At 60.0% G+C, this 16,194-nt stretch carries 23 protein-coding genes and 2 pseudogenes; 14 read left to right on the top strand and 11 right to left on the bottom strand.

Translation table 11 applies throughout. The annotated features are described in order from the left end of the window. Positions 1–176: 176 nt before the first annotated feature. Positions 177–434 carry a hypothetical protein gene (locus SO139_RS41580; RefSeq protein ID WP_449384184.1) on the top strand — a complete coding sequence of 86 codons (258 nt, stop codon included), beginning with the start codon at positions 177–179 and terminating at the stop codon, positions 432–434. 455 nt (positions 435–889) lie between these two features. On the opposite strand, the gene SO139_RS41575 is transcribed toward SO139_RS41580, so the two are convergent. Then, positions 890–1,324 (bottom strand): DUF3551 domain-containing protein, encoded by a 435-nt coding sequence (locus tag SO139_RS41575; RefSeq protein WP_449384185.1) that lies wholly within the window; start codon positions 1,322–1,324, stop codon positions 890–892. A gap of 256 nt (positions 1,325–1,580) precedes the next feature. Between SO139_RS41575 and SO139_RS41570 the strand changes: the two genes are divergently transcribed. After that, the gene (locus SO139_RS41570; RefSeq protein WP_449384186.1) at positions 1,581–1,802 is read left to right on the top strand and encodes a LuxR C-terminal-related transcriptional regulator; all 222 of its coding nucleotides are present in this window, start codon (positions 1,581–1,583) and stop codon (positions 1,800–1,802) included. A gap of 208 nt (positions 1,803–2,010) precedes the next feature. Here SO139_RS41570 and SO139_RS41565 read toward each other — a convergent pair whose 3' ends face one another. Together SO139_RS41565 and SO139_RS41560 are read right to left on the bottom strand one after the other, a co-directional pair. Beyond that, positions 2,011–2,397 (bottom strand): hypothetical protein, encoded by a 387-nt coding sequence (locus tag SO139_RS41565; protein ID WP_449384187.1) that lies wholly within the window; start codon positions 2,395–2,397, stop codon positions 2,011–2,013. 150 nt (positions 2,398–2,547) lie between these two features. Beyond that, complete coding sequence (locus SO139_RS41560) at positions 2,548–2,925, bottom strand: hypothetical protein (protein WP_449384188.1); 378 nt, start codon at positions 2,923–2,925, stop codon at positions 2,548–2,550. Positions 2,926–2,945: 20 nt separating this feature from the next. Here SO139_RS41560 and SO139_RS41555 point away from each other — a divergent pair, with 20 nt between their 5' ends. Next, complete coding sequence (locus tag SO139_RS41555) at positions 2,946–3,188, top strand: hypothetical protein (RefSeq protein ID WP_449384189.1); 243 nt, start codon at positions 2,946–2,948, stop codon at positions 3,186–3,188. Between the two features lie 111 nt (positions 3,189–3,299). Here SO139_RS41555 and SO139_RS41550 read toward each other — a convergent pair whose 3' ends face one another. Then, positions 3,300–3,668 carry a SpoIIAA family protein gene (locus tag SO139_RS41550; protein WP_449384190.1) on the bottom strand — a complete coding sequence of 123 codons (369 nt, stop codon included), beginning with the start codon at positions 3,666–3,668 and terminating at the stop codon, positions 3,300–3,302. 284 nt (positions 3,669–3,952) lie between these two features. Continuing rightward, positions 3,953–4,185, bottom strand: a pseudogene (locus SO139_RS41545) (helix-turn-helix domain-containing protein); the annotation flags it as partial. A gap of 169 nt (positions 4,186–4,354) precedes the next feature. Here SO139_RS41545 and SO139_RS41540 point away from each other — a divergent pair. From SO139_RS41540 to SO139_RS41530, 3 genes are all read left to right on the top strand, one after another. Then, positions 4,355–5,347 carry an ABC transporter substrate-binding protein gene (locus SO139_RS41540; RefSeq protein ID WP_449384191.1) on the top strand — a complete coding sequence of 331 codons (993 nt, stop codon included), beginning with the start codon at positions 4,355–4,357 and terminating at the stop codon, positions 5,345–5,347. 221 nt (positions 5,348–5,568) lie between these two features. After that, complete coding sequence (locus SO139_RS41535; RefSeq protein ID WP_449384192.1) at positions 5,569–6,051, top strand: hypothetical protein; 483 nt, start codon at positions 5,569–5,571, stop codon at positions 6,049–6,051. A gap of 291 nt (positions 6,052–6,342) precedes the next feature. Next, positions 6,343–6,660: a hypothetical protein gene (locus tag SO139_RS41530; protein WP_449384193.1), complete on the top strand. Its 318-nt coding sequence runs from the start codon at positions 6,343–6,345 to the stop codon at positions 6,658–6,660. 539 nt (positions 6,661–7,199) lie between these two features. Here SO139_RS41530 and SO139_RS41525 read toward each other — a convergent pair. Continuing rightward, a complete protein-coding gene (locus SO139_RS41525) occupies positions 7,200–7,325 on the bottom strand; it encodes a hypothetical protein (RefSeq protein WP_449384194.1) in 126 nt (41 codons plus the stop codon). A gap of 89 nt (positions 7,326–7,414) precedes the next feature. On the opposite strand from SO139_RS41525, the gene SO139_RS41520 reads away from it, so the two are divergent. Then, positions 7,415–7,759 carry a hypothetical protein gene (locus tag SO139_RS41520; RefSeq protein ID WP_449384195.1) on the top strand — a complete coding sequence of 115 codons (345 nt, stop codon included), beginning with the start codon at positions 7,415–7,417 and terminating at the stop codon, positions 7,757–7,759. Here SO139_RS41520 and SO139_RS41515 read toward each other — a convergent pair. Together SO139_RS41515 and SO139_RS41510 are read right to left on the bottom strand one after the other, a co-directional pair. Further along, entirely contained in the window at positions 7,730–7,951 is a 222-nt protein-coding gene (locus SO139_RS41515) for a hypothetical protein (protein WP_449384196.1), read from the bottom strand. The two genes, SO139_RS41520 and SO139_RS41515, sit on opposite strands and share 30 nt — an antisense overlap. 1,281 nt (positions 7,952–9,232) lie before the next feature. Continuing rightward, entirely contained in the window at positions 9,233–9,586 is a 354-nt protein-coding gene (locus SO139_RS41510; RefSeq protein ID WP_449384197.1) for a hypothetical protein, read from the bottom strand. Positions 9,587–9,994: 408 nt separating this feature from the next. On the opposite strand from SO139_RS41510, the gene SO139_RS41505 reads away from it, so the two are divergent. From SO139_RS41505 to SO139_RS41495, 3 genes are all read left to right on the top strand, one after another. Continuing rightward, positions 9,995–10,489, top strand: coding sequence for a hypothetical protein (locus tag SO139_RS41505; protein WP_449384198.1), 495 nt, complete (start codon positions 9,995–9,997; stop codon positions 10,487–10,489). 361 nt (positions 10,490–10,850) lie between these two features. Next, the gene (locus SO139_RS41500) at positions 10,851–11,018 is read left to right on the top strand and encodes a hypothetical protein (protein WP_449384199.1); all 168 of its coding nucleotides are present in this window, start codon (positions 10,851–10,853) and stop codon (positions 11,016–11,018) included. 175 nt (positions 11,019–11,193) lie between these two features. Continuing rightward, positions 11,194–11,322, top strand: coding sequence for a hypothetical protein (locus tag SO139_RS41495; protein ID WP_449384200.1), 129 nt, complete (start codon positions 11,194–11,196; stop codon positions 11,320–11,322). A 172-nt stretch (positions 11,323–11,494) separates the two neighbouring features. Here SO139_RS41495 and SO139_RS41490 read toward each other — a convergent pair whose 3' ends face one another. Beyond that, positions 11,495–11,755: a hypothetical protein gene (locus SO139_RS41490; protein WP_498541848.1), complete on the bottom strand. Its 261-nt coding sequence runs from the start codon at positions 11,753–11,755 to the stop codon at positions 11,495–11,497. A gap of 471 nt (positions 11,756–12,226) precedes the next feature. Between SO139_RS41490 and SO139_RS41485 the strand changes: the two are divergent. The 3 genes and pseudogenes from SO139_RS41485 to SO139_RS41475 all read left to right on the top strand — a co-directional run bounded on the left by SO139_RS41485 (position 12,227) and on the right by SO139_RS41475 (position 13,157). After that, positions 12,227–12,431: pseudogene (locus SO139_RS41485) on the top strand (cold-shock protein). A gap of 94 nt (positions 12,432–12,525) precedes the next feature. Further along, positions 12,526–12,813, top strand: a complete 288-nt coding sequence (rpsU, locus tag SO139_RS41480) for a 30S ribosomal protein S21 (RefSeq protein WP_449384202.1) — start codon at positions 12,526–12,528, stop codon at positions 12,811–12,813. A gap of 164 nt (positions 12,814–12,977) precedes the next feature. After that, the gene (locus tag SO139_RS41475) at positions 12,978–13,157 is read left to right on the top strand and encodes a hypothetical protein (RefSeq protein ID WP_449384203.1); all 180 of its coding nucleotides are present in this window, start codon (positions 12,978–12,980) and stop codon (positions 13,155–13,157) included. 17 nt (positions 13,158–13,174) lie between these two features. Here the strand turns inward: SO139_RS41475 and SO139_RS41470 are convergent, their stop codons facing one another. Both SO139_RS41470 and SO139_RS41465 read right to left on the bottom strand, forming a co-directional pair. Next, complete coding sequence (locus SO139_RS41470) at positions 13,175–13,495, bottom strand: hypothetical protein (RefSeq protein WP_449384204.1); 321 nt, start codon at positions 13,493–13,495, stop codon at positions 13,175–13,177. Positions 13,496–13,735: 240 nt separating this feature from the next. Continuing rightward, the gene (locus tag SO139_RS41465) at positions 13,736–13,936 is read right to left on the bottom strand and encodes a GDCCVxC domain-containing (seleno)protein (RefSeq protein ID WP_449384205.1); all 201 of its coding nucleotides are present in this window, start codon (positions 13,934–13,936) and stop codon (positions 13,736–13,738) included. 462 nt (positions 13,937–14,398) lie between these two features. On the opposite strand from SO139_RS41465, the gene SO139_RS41460 reads away from it, so the two are divergent. Then, entirely contained in the window at positions 14,399–14,875 is a 477-nt protein-coding gene (locus SO139_RS41460) for a hypothetical protein (protein ID WP_449384206.1), read from the top strand. Positions 14,876–16,194: the final 1,319 nt, after the last annotated feature.

The raw sequence follows: 16,194 nt of genomic DNA, 5'->3' as shown, positions 1-16,194 counted from the left end.
CTGGTCACGCGACGCATCGAGAGAGGTTGCCGAGGAGCTGTCGCAGCGCGTGGCCGACGAAGGGCGCGAGGTGTCCGCGGCGGTGCAGGAGTTCATCGAGCGCTTCACCGGACGGGCGCTTGGCGTGCAGTTGTCGTTGCCGCTGCGGGCGTTCTAAGACTTACGTCGGCCCGCTCATGAAACTCACCGCCGAACGCCCCTTCGCCGATCCGGAATCCGCCGCGCGTAAGCTCGTCGAGATCGCCGCTGGCATTGAGCCCGTCCAAAACGGCCGAATCCATATCGAGAAGATCAACGCGCCGTTCCTCTACACACTGAAAGCCACCGGCCCTGAGTTCGGTGCGGGCATCAAGATGGCGGTCGAGCGCGGCTGGCTCGAGCTGCACGAGAGCCGCACCTATGTCCGGGTCTTGAATGCAGAGGCCGCCAACTGAGGCTGCCTCGCGCTTTATTTCTTGGTTGGCAGCTTCGCCGGGACTTGCGGCGTTGAACTGACAATCCTCACACCCTCATCGGACGAGTGACTTTTAATCGTCTCCAGAACCAGAAAGAATTTTTCCGCAAGCATTGCGGTCCTCCCCTGGCAATTGATTTTGGGAATAAAATAGCATGTCTGGTGAAAACAAGCCCTTAATTCCGAACGGGCGTGGGGCTAGGCTGAATGACCGATCGAGGCTGGGGCCGCTGTTTTGAGATCGCCGACCGCAAGCTGCTGACCTTGCGCGACGCCGGCGAGTACATCGCTGCTCTGCCGCCCAAGGTGCACGATGCGCCCGAATGGCACGCCGCCGCAGCGCGCAAGCTGGTCGAGCTGGCCCGAGTGTCGAGCCGATACAGGACGGTTGCAGACAATTGGCGGGCCGGCTGCAGCGACCCACTATGTCGGACTTTACATCTGCCGTCTCACACTTTCGAGAAATCGTTGTTTCTCGCCAGGCGCGTAACCTTGGGAAGCTCCGTAATACGGTTCATGGTTTTGATTGTACGGTGCGGTCCGGTAGTTTATCGGTGGCTCAGGTCGCGCGTTCGATCTCGTCACAGCGTGCGCGGGCGATCGTGATCCGGCTTGGCGAGAATAGCGCCGATTGTTCTCTCTCACCTGTGCCGTCGCACCAGCGTAATACGGGTTGAGGATGCACATCTGACCGTTGGCCGACGCCCTGCATTGGTCCATCGTCGTGTAGCTGCATCTATAGTAGGGGCTGGCTCCGAAAGAGACGACATACAAGCAAACGGGAAAAGCCGGATCATATCTTTGAGCCCGGGCGTGCCCTACTGTTAAAGCGATACCAATCGTCAAAAGCGTCAAAGCCAATGTGCGCATTGGAACGTCCTCCAAGTCGGCACAATACCCCTCCACTCAGACCGTTGGCAGTATTGATCCAAATCAACGCTCACGCATAGGTTCATGCGCTTGCAGTGAGAGGCGGCCCCAGTCTTGCTTCGAGAAGCCCTCCCCGCGCGCAAAAGTCCGACATCCCGTCGTGGCGGGCGATCACCGCGTCGCCGTCGATCGGAAACGATTGCGCGCGAAAACAGCGATAGAAGAGTCTGCGCTTGTCGAGGTCCAAGAAACTGCCATGACCAACCTGCCGCTCAGTCCACGCGAGAAGCAGCTCCTGAGGCGCTTGGCCGCCGGCAAAACGGATGCTCAGATCGCCAGGCATATTGGTGGTACAGCAGAGCAAGTCGCCGAACAGCGTACCCGCCTGCTTGGAAAACTAAAGATCGGGGCGCCGAACGAGATCGCCGATGTGGCCGAGCGACTGGCAAGCTGGAGAACCTATCGAGGCGTAACGTAAGCACCGGCCGTTACAGCACCTTTGGGGTCCTCTGGGGCGCGCAGAAAACGCGGGGTACGCGCGACGCCCCTATTGAGAATATCTGCCGCGAGAAAATTCGTGGTTGCAGTTGCGGGTTTGGCAACAGTCTGCCGAGGACGCGTTCTCATTGATCGCGATGGGGGCGTGTCCGCCATGCCCCCATAGCAATTAAACGGCGTCGCGCCGCTCAGTACGGATAGTACCCGCCGGGGCAAACATAGTTGCCGTACGCGTCGTAGCCGCAGCCGCCCCGGTAGTAGGTCCCCGCCGCGGCCGCGCCGACCGCAGCCGCACCCACTGCCGCCGCACCGACCCCGTAGCGGTAGCCGCGATATGCCCCTGCATACGCACCCCGATAGCCGTAGCGCCCGCCGCGCACAGCGACAGCGCCGCCCCGGTATCCGCGAGCCGCGACCGCGCCCCCGCGGTAGCCTCCTGCTCGCACGGCACCGCCGTGGAAACCTCCGGCGCGCATGCCGCCGCCGCGACCGCCGCGGGCGAATGCGTCGTCGGGAGTGAAGGTGACCAGCAGTGTGGCTGCGGCTGCCGAAGCGATGAGAATTCGACGCAACATTAGCGTTCTCCTTCTTTCGAGAGCGGAACACCGCGGACACCGCACATCGCACCGAGCCACGGGTCTGTCCGAAGCCTCGCGTGCGGGAGCTTCGCGGCCTTGACTTGGATCAAACAATCCTCACGCTCATCTACGTGAACGACTACTCCATCACCGCTCTCGCAGATGCTTCCGGTTCTTGACCTTGATCCATCGAAAAGGGGAACGGAGACACGCACTGCAATCCGCCTTCACGCCGACGCTGCAAGCGGAGCATCCTACCGCGACGCAACAGGAGCGAACACGATGACCGAGACCGTCGGCAATGATCGCCTGCCCGTCGCCTCCCGCCCACGATCCCAAAAGCCAGCAAACGTCGGCGCTGCGGGACTGGCGCTCCATCTCGACCTGACAGTTCTGGCCGATGAGCAGGTGTTCCAGCAGCTGCCCGACGGCAAGTTCGATCTCGATGCGTCCCGTGTGGCGTACGTTCGCTTCCTCAGGCGCCAGCGGCGGCAATCGCCGCGCCAATCGGCCGATATCGAGCATGTGCCGCGAAGGCGGCCCTGTTGCGGCTGCGCATTGCCGAGATGCAACGCGAGCTCGTCCCGAAAGAGGTTTACGATGCCGTGATTGACGAGTTCGCTGGCGTGGTACTGAGCGCATTGGGGAACCGGCCGGGAAGGTGTGCGCCGCATGGTGATCTTGCGACGAGGCGGCGCATCGAGCTGGCGGTGTTTGATGTCCGCACCGAGATCGCCGCTCGCTGCCAGCGGATGGCTGACAAGAACGACGAGCCGCCACTCGCCTAAGGTTCCGTGGCTATTGCCAGCGTCACCTCATCTCTCAACCGTACTTGGCCGGATCGCCAATGACGCCGTGGATTGCGATCAATCAAGCCGCGATGACGGCTCTGATAGGGATCATCGCCCAGTTTCCAGCCACGCCAGCGCCTCCGTCCTCTGATCGGAAGGAAACTGTCGGACCTGAGGCGACACAACGTAGTTGGAGACATGTGTCATGGCCTTAAGGGCCTCGCTATCGGTCACAGCCGCTATGCGGTCGATCTTGCGTTGATGATCCCGGACGAACCCGAGATGCGATATAAGTGCGCCGAAGCCGTCCCATCCGGGAAAATCTTTCACACAGACCATAAGGCCGTTCAGTTTCCCATTCGACGCGATGAATGGATCGATCTCTTGCGCGAGCCTTGCAAAATCGGCTCCTGAGAGCGGCCCGTTGGGGGACACAATGAGGACGCCTTGGTCCCGAAGGAGTTCAAATTCGACCATGTCGATCTCTATCCTCCAGTTAGATAGCCCAACCTCATACGCTGCTACGGTTGCTTCATAAGCGGTCCTCCAAACCAGACTTCGCCAGAGACGAATTAGTTTGATCTGGGTCAAGCCAAACGCCTTTCCGCATTGCGTTGCCTACAGCCGCGACCGCTCACTCCCCTTGTGCCCGTCGCGGTTTTTCCACCGCAATCTGTAGCGGCCTGCCTGTCCCGCGCCGGCCGGCGCATCTTGCCGGCATGGGGCCGAAATCATGCGAAACCATCAACGGCGGGTCGGTCTTCTGTCGTAAATCGATGCGTCGCGCCGTCCTCCAGCCAAAAAATGTCGCCGACCAAGTGAAGCGCACCGATCTGGGGGCGACCACCGGGGAGCAACTTTTAGCTTCGTACAGCCCCTCTTTTGACCTGATAACGTACTCTGCAGGCTGCTTTTCGCCGTAGATTTCAGTTCCCATTTTGTAAGTGAACTCATTCAGACCAACGATTGGGTTCGAGCAGCTCGTTATGCCGATCTCTCAATGACTTCCTCTAGGGTCATTGTCCCTAGGGACAATGTGGCTCTCTGAGCGCAGGGCAATGAAGTTCATCAGAACGCTCGCTTCCCGGCTGGTCGGCCTCCGCGATGCGGACATATTGTCTTGCAAGTTTACGAAACGTGGACTTCCCGACTTGAGGACGGACATGACGCTCACGCGGCGCCATTTTCTGCCGCTCTTTGGCAGCGCCATGGTATTTTTCCCTGCTTCAGCAGCGGAAGAGAGGTTGCCCGTCGTCGCAGTTTTGACAGGCAATGCTGCATCGGACACTGATGCAGAAAGGCGCGTTCGCGCATTCCGCGAGGCCCTTTCTGGACTGGGATGGATTGAAAACCAGAATTTTCGGCTGGAGGTGCGCTGGCCCGGTCCAGTGCTTGCGAACCAAGAAGTGTGCGCGCGCGAGCTTATAGCCTTAGAGCCTAAAGTTATTTTGGTTACGAATACGACGGCTGCTCGAGTGTTGCAGCGATCAACGCAAGCCATACCGATCGTTTTCGTCGGGCTGTCTGATCCGGTAGCTACCGGCCTTGTTTCGAGTGTGGCTCGGCCATCCGGTAACATCACCGGCTTCGCTCTCTACGAACATTCCTTTAGCGGCAAATGGCTAAGTCTGCTGAAACGGCTTGCCCCGCACCTCAATGAGGTGAGCGTGTTGTTCAATCCAGAGACTTCGCCTTATGCAGCCTTTTATATTCAGGCTGCAATCGAAATGGCAAGCAAGCTCTTCGTTTCGGTAAAAGCTGTTCCTGTGCGCGCCGCTGATCAGATCGAACCCGCAATTTTGAGCACTGGTGCAAGCGGGAATGCGGGCCTCATCATTCTCCCTGACGGAGGATTTGTCTCTTCAAACAGCGCAAAGATCATTAGCGCCGCCGCGAAACACAGGGTACCGGCCATATTCGCCGTCAAGAACTATGTGATGCGTGGTGGGCTCATGTCTTATGGACCAGACTTGACTGCACAATTCCGGGATGGCGCGGGTTATGTGGATCGAATACTGCGAGGTACGAGGCCAGGCGAACTCCCGGTTCAATTTGCCACGAAGTTTAACCTCGCTATCAATTCGAAGGCGGCTGACGAGCTCGGATTGTCTGTTCCCGAGACCCTCTCACTCGATGCAGAGCTTATCGATGATTGACCCCTTGGGCCTGAATGCCGATGTCGCCTTCGGGCCATTCGCACCATTTTCAATCGCTTCGCCGCGTGTCTGTTATCCCGCTAACGGCGGCGGAATAGCAGACATCCCCGACCGCCGCTCAACCCCGTTCGCCCGGCATTCCCTTGATCTGCATCAAGCGCTTTCGGGGTGCCTCGTAAAAGCGTTCGGCAGGGTGGGAAGTCGATCAAGGAGAACAGGTCATGTCTGTGAGCTTCTTTGAGACCAAACCTCGCGCCTTCGATCCTGTGGCCGCCTCCGGGCTCACCAAAGAGGCTCAAGAAGGCGCGAACGCAGCCTTGAAGGCATTGGCCACTTGGCGAAACGAGATTGCCGACACGAACCAGAAAAATGGCGAGCGCGTCCTCGACCAGATGGCGGTGGCCGCGAAGACACTTGGGTGGCCAACGCAGATCGTCGATGCCGCCCGCACACAATTGAAAAGCGTCGCCGAAATCCAAGTTAAGACGATGGACCAAATGATGGACGTTTGGGAAGAGCAGCTCAAATTGCCGAACCCGATGACCGCGTCACCATCGGCGATGCTGTCAAAACTCACATCTTTGCCGGGTCTCACAACAGGTCCAGCTACAGCAGCGAACCCAGTCGAAGTGTGGATGAAGCTAGCGGAGCAGTGGCAACGAGCGTGGATTGCGCCCTTCGGCGCAACGGACAAGCGGCAGTAGGTAGCGGGCGGGCAGGCAAGCGCACTGCGTAATAGCTCATTGCGTCCGGCGAGCCCTCGGCAATCCTTAGCCTCGCCGGTCCCGCGCCGCCCGGCGAGGCTGTGCGCATGGAACGAAATCACGCGAGACCATTTACGGCGGCTCGGTCCGGGCAGCGGCAGAGGGGGCGGCGGAAGCGCGCAAGCAAGCCGACCGGCTCGTCTGCAAGGCTTGGAATAAGCGGATGCTCGGTTTTCGAGATCCCTCCGCCTTATGCGCGCGAACGAAGCAAGCTATAAAAAGGGGCATATGATGAAGTATCAAATCTGGTTTATGAAGCCATCGTTTCTTCGCGATGTCGTTGGTAGCTCGCCCAATCCAAATAACCTTTCGGCTACTCATGTTCACTTGAAGAATATCGAAGCCGATAGTCAGGAAAATGCATTGTCTCGCATGCGAGCGGAGAACTGGTCACCGAATGGTGAAGGTCTCGATTTGCTTCAGAGCAAAGGACTACAGCACACAACCATGACGATCGGCGACGTACTCGTGGATGAGGACGATGCTGTCTATCTCGTCACCGGCATTGGGTTCAGTTTGCTGCCAAAACATGAGGAGCCGCGTCGATAATTATCATGAGGGGCTGAATTGAGGCCCGGAGAAATGGCATCTGGACGACTCTCAACAGAGATCGCGCCACGAAGTCTGCAGCATCACGACCAACCAAGTCGCCATCCTCGCACTTCATTAGTGATCGTCATCTCCGCCGCCGATTGCGAAGAAAAAGCCGTCGCAGGGCTGAGACCGCGGCGGCTTCCCATCACCTCTACTGGACCTGCGGAACGCACTCTCAGAGACCAGCAAAAGGCCCCGCCGTGGGCGGGGCCTTCCGCGACAGAGCTATTGACGACCCGGGGCGAAGCTAGACGCGCCGTGTTCATGTGGGTTCGGAACCGCCGCTTGCATCGTGTGTCCCGGGCTGAAGCCGGACGCGCCGTGGTGCCCGCCGCGCGAGTGCGGGTTTGAAAACGCCGATTGCATCGTGTGCCCTGGAGTCGCGCCCGATACCGAAGCGCCATGCCCGGTACCGCCGTGCCCAACGCCGCTCGCCCCGCCATGTCCGGCTCCAACACGGATGCGCCAACGCCAGCTCCGGCTCCGCCACCAGCTCATCCGCCGCCTCCGCCAGCACCGCCGTCGCCACCGCCACCGCCGCCAGCGAGCAGTGGGCCGGACCCTGCGATCAGCCATGCCGGTATGGCGGCTACTGCAATAAGCTTTGCTATCCTCGTCACGATGATCTCCTCCTCTCCAATTCCGCGTGCGAGGCAACCCGGCGCGTTCGTTCAAAATCGGGCGCACAAAGGGCGGATATGCCACCGGATTGGAAGAGCTGTACAAGCTAGACGATGCCGTCACGCTTATCGCCAACCTCTGGGAGCACCGGCATGACGCGCCGGAATGGGAGGCGGCGATCGGGGCGCTGGCGCTGATGGTTGATCTCGTGGACGGCTCGACGACTTCCTGCGCACACCAAGCGAGCTTTGGCGTTCGGGGGCGCATCATGCAAGCAGATTGCGGTGCCGCCGACGCTGCTGGTCAGCTTAACGTTGCTGGGATGCAGTACAAAGCCGGGTCACCAATTGAAGGCCGGGCTCTCCAAGGTCGCTCTTATCAATGCAAGTACGCGATGGCCGCCTTACCGCATTTCAAGTTCCTTGATCGCTAGAGCCGCAATTTCCGCCGGGTGCTGGACACCGCTTTGGGCGATCTGGATGATCTTGTGCGCAAGCATTTCCGTTAGCGGGTCGTCCCGATCCTTGACGCAGAGAGTATGGAGCGCTTGCTCGTAAGCTGCCGTGATGCGGCTAACTTCTTTACGCTCCATGTCGTGGGTTTGTAATTGTAGGTAGATCGACATTTCCTCACCCCCCTTCGAAGCCCATGATGAGAAAGGGCATATCCTATCACAAGAACCCGCTCACGGCCGTTAAACTACGTTTGCTTTGAGCAGCCGTATCTGCCCCACGGATCAAGATCGGTACCTTGCGCGTTACTACGGCGGCGGCAGCGAGCCGTGCACCGCAAAGAGGCTGTGAACATCGAGGCCAACGGTGGCAGTCATGGCGGACACCCCTCCGACCCACGCCCATGGTCCATCCCCCGGCTTAGAGCCGGAGCATCGCCGGGCGATCTGCAACGAGATTGGCGAGCAACTTCGCAGCGCCCTCGCGGATGAGGTCACGCCGGTACCGTCGCAACTGCAAGGGTTGGTCGAGCGGTTTGCCGAATTGGACGGCGGCGCGCCCTCAATCGTTCCTGACCGCCAAGACGATCCTCCCTCCCTGCCGCTCTGGAAGCGTATAGTAAGGTTTTGGCGGGTCCTGCGAAACGACTCTTGAGTGGGGACGCGCGACCGCCCGGTTTCCGCCTATTTGGCAGCGCGCTTTGGCTGCCAGCGGACCTATCCAAACCCACGACACTCGGCAGCCTAGCCGCCCGCCCACCATTGTAGCAAGGTCATGGGCGGAAGCGTGCTCGGCCATCGCCGCCCCAATTCCAACCGCGCTGACGTTCCTGCTTAGCGTCCATCGAGACCCACCGTGGGGGCCCCGGCGCAGTTGTGTGGGCTGCGCCGGGGCCATACGCACGTCCGCCGATAGGGGGCTCGGAACCGGCAAGGTGCGCGATGCCAATAAAGCACAGGCTGAGGCGTCAGAAAGTGTACCTTGGGCCAGTTTCGCAGCTTCGAGGCGGCGAACGCGGAGCTTCAAAGCTTGCCACCGCGCCGCATCTGCTCCATGCACTGACGCGCAAAGAGTACATAGGCAGGATTGTGGCCTTCTTGTTCAGCGGCGTGAGTGCCGCGTTGGACCACGTTGGCCCGCGCACCCCGCGTTTTCGGCAGAACCCAAACGACCGGCGCGGATCGAAATCCCGATGCCTACGTCACACCTTTGTAGGTTCTCCAGCTTGCCAATCGCTCGGCCGCGTCCGCGATCTCGGCTGGTGCGCTGACGCCCAGCTTGGCGAGCAACCGCGTGCTGCTGTCCGACTTGCGCGGCGGTCCCCAAGTCGCTTGGCGATCTGAGCATCAGTCTTCCCAGCGGCGAAGCACCTTAGAGTTGCTTCTCGCGCGGGCTCAGCGGCAGTTTGCTCATGCCGCGCACATTAGCGAAGACCAGCTGGACAAAATAGGCGCCTAGTTCGCTCCCATGCGCAGCTTCGAGTACTTTGGCCGTATTTCCACGCGCGTCTTGCCACACCGCGTGCAGGTCAACTTCGGCTCGATCTCTGAGAGCCGCACATGGCTGGGAAAGCCGTCCGCGCTGATCTCGGCGCGCTGGCCACAGCGGTTGTCGCGGCAACAAATTATGATGTCGCGCGTGCCGGAGCCGCGCATCTCGCCGAAGGTGATTTTCTCCGGGTAGGTGGTCATTCCGGCGACGGGCACGCGGCCCGCAATAAGACAGCCATACTCGTTTTCAGACACAAAATATTTCTCCCCGCACTCGCACAGGAACATGTGGTACGTGCGGCCGAGCTTCGGCTCCAAGATGTCTGGCGAAGCGCGGTTGCTTGCCGCAGCGGGTGCAAGGAGGACAGGTGGGCTTGGATGCGTCCATGCCGAGAAAGTCAGCGTCCGACAACTGGTTCCCTATTTTCTCTGGCGAAAAGCGCATTTTCGCTAGTGCCGTTGCCGTCTGTGCTGCTCGAAGTCCGACCGCAGCTCAATATCGCGTGCCACGTCGCTTTCGTGGCTGAACGATCCCGCCGAGCGTGACCGCTTCTCACGCCTCACCCCGGGCGTCGGCAATGTTCATCGCCTCTCAGATCCGCCGAGATCACGCGAGCGCTGGTGAGCAAGGTGCCGAGGCCGGTGCCGATCGGCGCCGGTGATTTTCAATTGACGCTCGCGCCGACGTGACGATGATAGCTCGTTACGTAACGGAAGGAGATCGTCATGGGTCTCAACGATCCCGAGCGACAGGCGCGATGGCGCACCAAACGGAAGGAGGAAATCGAACGACTGCGTAACGTCGTTGCCGAACAGTCCAAGCAATTGGCCGAGGCGCGAAGGGAAATCGAGATTGCCGCCCTTCAGCAAGAGAACGCGACATTGAAGATTGCGCTTGCTGATGAGCGCAAACAGCATGCAGCAACCAAGGCCATGGCGGCCAAGCCCCCACCGCCGCCGATTGATCGCGACGAGGTGGCCCGCCTCATGGAGGCGAACCGCAACCTGCGCCTCGCGCTGCAAGAAATGACTAAATGGTATGAGGGGGAAAGTCGCCGGAAACGTTTCATGACGTTCGCGACTTACGGCAAGCTCATGAAATGCTTGCATCCCGACAGCCAGCCAAGCGACGCGGAGAGAAGTGAGGCATGCGCGCTGCTCGGTCAATGGAAGCAGGACGGGGATAGAGCGCGACGCCGAGCCCCGAAGGCTAGCGTATGATCTGCTGCTGTCCGATCGTCATTGGCCCCTCGTCGGCAATATTCGCGGGTGGCGCATGCCGAGGGCCTTGGCGGCCTGTTGCTGGATGTCGATCGATGATCAGCCGCCGTGCTTCATCCGGCGTGGCGGAGACGCCGCAGGCGTCACGCGGCCAAGCGTGATCGGCAAGGGCGTGAACCCTGTTCATGAACGCATCCTCTCGCGACCAGTGTTGTGGCGAAAATCACTGGTTGCGGTTGCATGTGGGACGGCGCCTCCGCGCGACGGCATCAGTCACCTTGCCGCCTCTGCTTTCGATAGCGAGACTTGACCACGGCTCTTCCGTCGGGAACAATTTGCGAGCGCGCGGATTTTTCCTTTTATGACGGCCAACTCGAAGAGCGCAATTCAGTCGTTTGTCTGGGCGATCGAGGAAATTGCGAAGACCGGCAACAAGAAGGCCGAGCATCATGCGCGCCTCGCATTGAAACACTTGCAAGGCAAGGCGCCTAACGAATCCGGTGGTGCTTCCGCCCGCAATGGCCCATAAATCATTTCGCGTTTATCGCGGTCTTAACGCCTTGATAGACGAAGAGACCGAGCGGGATGATGTGGGCTGAAGCGCCGAGGCCGCGCGCTCGCCGCCGATCCCTAGGGCAACGAGACCCGCGGGTCTCCACCTTCATGGGGGCTCCAAGAGTGCGCGGGCCAAGGTTGTCGTGCCCATGATGTTGAAGGTTCTCGATACGCTGCTCTTGGTCGGAAACGTTGTGCTCGCCACGCAACACGTTGCGCTCGGCTTGTTCAAGATGCTGAAGTTGCCGGGACCGATCCATCCGAGGCTCTCGCAATAAGCGGGCGCACGGTCGGGTCTCTCAGCCATCGGCGCCTACTAGCTGCGTCGCGGAACTTGGAACCGCAAAAGGGAACGCTTTCGTGGATTGGCGTTTGTCTCAATAAGGCAGACGACGCGAGGTGGAACAGATGGCCCACCACAACGAGCCTTTCTTGAAGGACTGCCGAGTTCTAATTGTCGAGGACGAGTATCTTATCGGAGACGACCTCGCGAACGCTCTCCGGGCGCTCGACGCTCATGTGATCGGACCGGTTACCGAACTCGCCGACGCGATGGCTGTCGGGCACGATGGTTTCGATGTCGCCGTGCTCGATCTCAATCTGCGCGGATGTTCGGCCGTTCCGGTCGCGGACGAACTCATGCGTGTCGGAAAGCCCTTCATTTTCACGACTGGCTACGGTGCCGAGAACATCCCTGACCGCTTCCAGCATGTGCGGCGATGGGAGAAGCCTTACGATCTTGAGAAAGTCACGGCTGACGTTGGCGAATTGTGTCGCCACGCGCCGCACCTCGTGGCGTAGTGACGCCAGCGTCCACGGTCTTAGGTCCTGCTAAGTCGAAACCCGGTGGCGCGCACACTCCGGCTCCGGGTCGAATTCATCGACCGAGTTCTGCCACGCGATGATCACCGTCGTATTCAGGCGCATCGATCGGTGAGCCCGCCTCGCAAAAAGGGAGAGCCTCATGCCCGACGCTCAACTTACGAACAAGCTGTCGCCTCGCGAGACGCTGCGGCCTTCTTGTCCGATGTGCAACGCCAAAATGGATGTTCTGCGGGTTGTAGCGGGAAAACCGGGTTTCGAGCACCGGACTTTGAAGTGCACCAGATGCCGAGCGATGTACGAGGCGCAAGCTCCCGCAGACCCGCTCAATTCCGAAACTATAGGCTGGCTTCACAGTGGATTGACGCCGCCTCGGTGAAGTGGTTCAACGATTAAAGGGGTTGGGCTTCATCGCGCCGGATGACGGCGGCCGAGACGTTTTCGTGCATATCAGCGCAGTCGAGTGCGCTGGCCTATCGGGCTTGGCTGAGGGGCAAAAGTGTTCTTACGAGATCCAAGTCGATAGGAAGCGCGCAGGAGCAGCGCAGAAAACCTTCGGGTGTGATCACGTCGCTGAGGATCGATCTCTAGCAGAAATTGCCAAATCGAATGGGCTGCGCCTCTTCAAGAGGATGCAGTCAATATAGGAGTTCTGACGAATGCAAGTCTTGGTTCGGGACAATAATGTCGAGCAGGCGCTTCGAGTTCTGAAAAAGAAATTGCAACGCGAAGGCGTGTTCAGAGAAATGAAGCGGGCGAGGTTCTATGAGAAGCCCTCAGAAAAAGCGGTACGCGAAAAGTCCGAAGCCATTCGCCGTGCTCGCAAGCTGGCTCGGAAACAGGCTATCCGAGAAGGATTGATTGCCGCCCCTGTCAAGAAACCCAATGATAAACGCCCGACCCGCGCGCTTCCAAGCGTGGCACCTAGGAGCCCCGAACAACCATAACTAAGAGCCGCGCTCCTGCTTTGCTATGTATGGTGCTCAAAAGGCCCGCACGGCTAGCGAGGACACGCGGGCTGCCCGACAAACGCCCATTGATGCAAATCAACGCACGACACGGCGACGATGCTCCTACTGGCCTCGCTGGGGCCGAGCAGCGAAGCCGCATCATGACGGTGGTACTACGCGAGCAATTGATCGAGGAGTTGAGGAAGTTCGTTGCTTCGCTGGAGCATGCCCGTGTCGCCGCCGAGGACTATGACGATCCGCGCGCGATCAAGCAGCTCGAACAGACGCTCAAGGAAGCCCGCGAGCTGTTGAAACGGGCGGAGACGGAGCTGAACAACTAGCTCTCGGAAGGCAGCGATCACTCGGCGGCTTGGCTCGCGGCGACCGGCATCGCTATGCGCTGCGCGATCAAGGCCTCGATCTCGTCGCGGTCGCGCGGTGAAAGGCGATGGGCCTTGCCGAGCCGCGCGCGGGCAGCGTGCCAGAAGCGGTCACGCTCGGCGGGATCGTTCAGCCGGTCTTCGATCACGGCGGCGACGCGGCAGACGATCTTGAGCAGTTGTCGGCCTTCGACCAGCACACGCTCCAGCAGGATGGCGTCTTGGACCCATGGCGCGCGCTCCTTGAGATGACGCGCTCCGAGGCGACGGCGATTCCAAGCGATCTCGAATCCCGGCATGATCGACTCTCCCTGTCGATGCTGCCCCAGCCGGTAAGGGTAAATTACAAAGTGTGTGGTTAATATTTTCTTTAGGAATATTACTCCCGCCAACGTGCGTCGATCAGCGCGACTCGGCCTCGTCCTCGACCAGATTACCGGCCGCGATGGCCGCGTCGATCTGTTGTCGGTGGTTTGATCTGGGTCAAGCCCGGCGGAGACAACCGGGCGCAGAGGGCGGCTCGCAAAGTTTTCCGCAACCTAACAGCAGTTCTTGTCTTGCTGAATGTGCGGGCACGGAACGGTCCCGTAAGAGCAAAACACGCAGCAGTCGCCCGCCTTGGGCTTCAGCCGGGTGCCACAGCCCTTGCAGTCATAGTAGAACTGACAAGCGTCAGTCGGCATAGCTTCGGTGGAGTCGTACCCGCAATTCGGACAGGTGATGACGGATTCCAATATCATGTCGCCAGAATACCAAAATGGGGCCGCGGCCGCTCAAGAGTGTCCTGCCCCGGACAGCAGCGCGCGGCGCAACGCCTGACTTCGCGGCCACTCACAACCGGCGGCGAGGCGTTCCATGTAGCCATGTAGCACGGCATCTGGTGCCGATCGAGCACGGACACGGCGTGCCACGGCTGCCGCAACAGAACGACATTCAGCTTCATGTCGATCTCGATAAAGCGCGTCTCCCTGCCGGGTGGATTGTCGCTTTCCCGGCGCTCGGCATCGCTGTACCGCTTTGAGGGCTAAGCAGACGTGAGCCACCAAGCTTTTTTGGGGACCTCCACCCGGGGTTCGCGCAAACAGCAGACACTCTGGAGTATATACCTGTTCACAGCCACGGCTGACGGTGGTCGCGCGATGATCTGATCCACGAGGGATTGATAATTTGCCAGCGAGGTCGTGCACCGCTTTGATCGCCGCATGCCCGCTCTCACCCGCCGCCGCAGCAAGGATGATCCACATCGCGAGACATGGCTGATATTCTTCGGCGATGTCAGTGTCGGTGTTATAGGTCGCCGCGCCGGTGTCCCGAACTCGGCCCCGCAGTGGAGTTGGTCTTGCGGTTTCCATCCCGGCACAGATCCCGGTGAGCACGGCAGCGGCATTGCCGAGACGTTCGACGAAGCCCGTACGAGTTTCCAAGCAGCGTGGCAGGAGCTGGCCGCCACGCGCACGGAGGCCGACTTCGAGATGTGGCGCCGCAACCGTGACTGGACCGCTTGGAAGGACCGGATGCACCGGCTAGCACTTCCGCTGCCGACACAGCGTCCAGAAGGGATTGCGCGCTGCTTCTGCGGCGAGTTAATCACGAACCCGACGCTCGACGAGCACATCCACACGATCCACCGCCAGACCGCCGTTCCACGCCCCCCTCTGGTCGGCGCCTTGGAGGATTGAGCATCGGCGTTGCCCCGCATCTTGCCACATGTTAGTGCGCGCCGCCGCTGCATCTGCCAGATTTTCCCGGTGGTCCAATAGGGGTCCAAGTCCTCCAAAAATGAACAACAAGTGGGTGGCTTGCCATGCGTGCTTGCGGTCGCGCTGTTGACGATGTCCTTCGTCAGCATCTTGAAAGTCTTGCTCATCAAATGGCGGAATTAGAGGAACTGCGGAACCGAGTGCTTAAGGCGGAGCAGAAGGTGAGGAAGAGACGGAGGCAGGAACGCTCGCACATTCGATTGGGCGCATCGAGCCAAGCATTCGCCATGGGCAATGATCATTAAAGCGGTGTTCTTTGCCGCCTTGGCATTGTTCGAGACCGCTTGGCTGTATGCTCTTGCCAAAGCCGCGATAGCTGTTGGCATTTGGGTGCTATCCTGGAAGCGCATTCATGGCCTTCCCAAGGACGCCAGCTCAACGCGGGCTCGCTCATAAAGGAACGGACGCTCTCTGCGCTCGTTTGGAGCGCGATGGAAATGGAGAGTTTTCATGGCGTCCAATAGAATGATTATCTTGCTAAGCTGCATCGCCGTCTGTGGCCCACCCGCATTTGCTCAGAGCGGTGGCGCAGGCGGGAGCAGCGCAGGCTCATCTGCTGCCGCTACCGCAGGCGCTGGAACGGGAGCAAATTCTAGCAGTGCCAACTCAGGTCCCTCGGCCCCTTCCGGCACGGGGACGCAGGATGTCACAACTGGCTCAAACCGGAGCACCAACACCCAACTGAACAATCCCAACGTTCAACCGCCTACGCCAAACAAATCGCCTGCGGCGGCACAGGCCGAGAGAAACGTTGGGGTCGGTCACGCGCCGAATGGACAGCCAATTGGAACGCCGGGAACGGGGCACGAGTGAGGAAGACCAGATGCGCCGATAGGCGCTCTCGCCCAAATGCGATGAAAAAATAAGGGTTGGCGCTATCCGGTTCGGCGACGACGCTTGACTAGCCAATATACGCCATACCCGACTGCAAGAACGGGCAGTCCTGCGCCCGCAATAGGCCTTTGAGGTGGCCGGGAGCGTTCTCACAGTTTCCGTTGCCATTGTAAGCACGCGGTGACAGCGTCGCCATCTTCACCGCCCCCGGGGGCGAGAGGCGCGTCTAGTCAACGTCGCTGGCGCGCCGCGCATCTACTCAGGGCGTCCTCTCATGGAGCGCGCGCCATGTGTCCAAGTCGCCATTCTGCTGGAGTCTACGCTGGTTGTCAAACGCCATCCGGAACTGCCCCCTTTGCGTCATGAAGAACTGCCCCCACCCTCGGGTTCATGATGTCGGTTGA

Source organism: Bradyrhizobium sp. UFLA05-89 (assembly GCF_059803475.1).
This window is presented reverse-complemented; position numbering and strand designations above follow the sequence as displayed.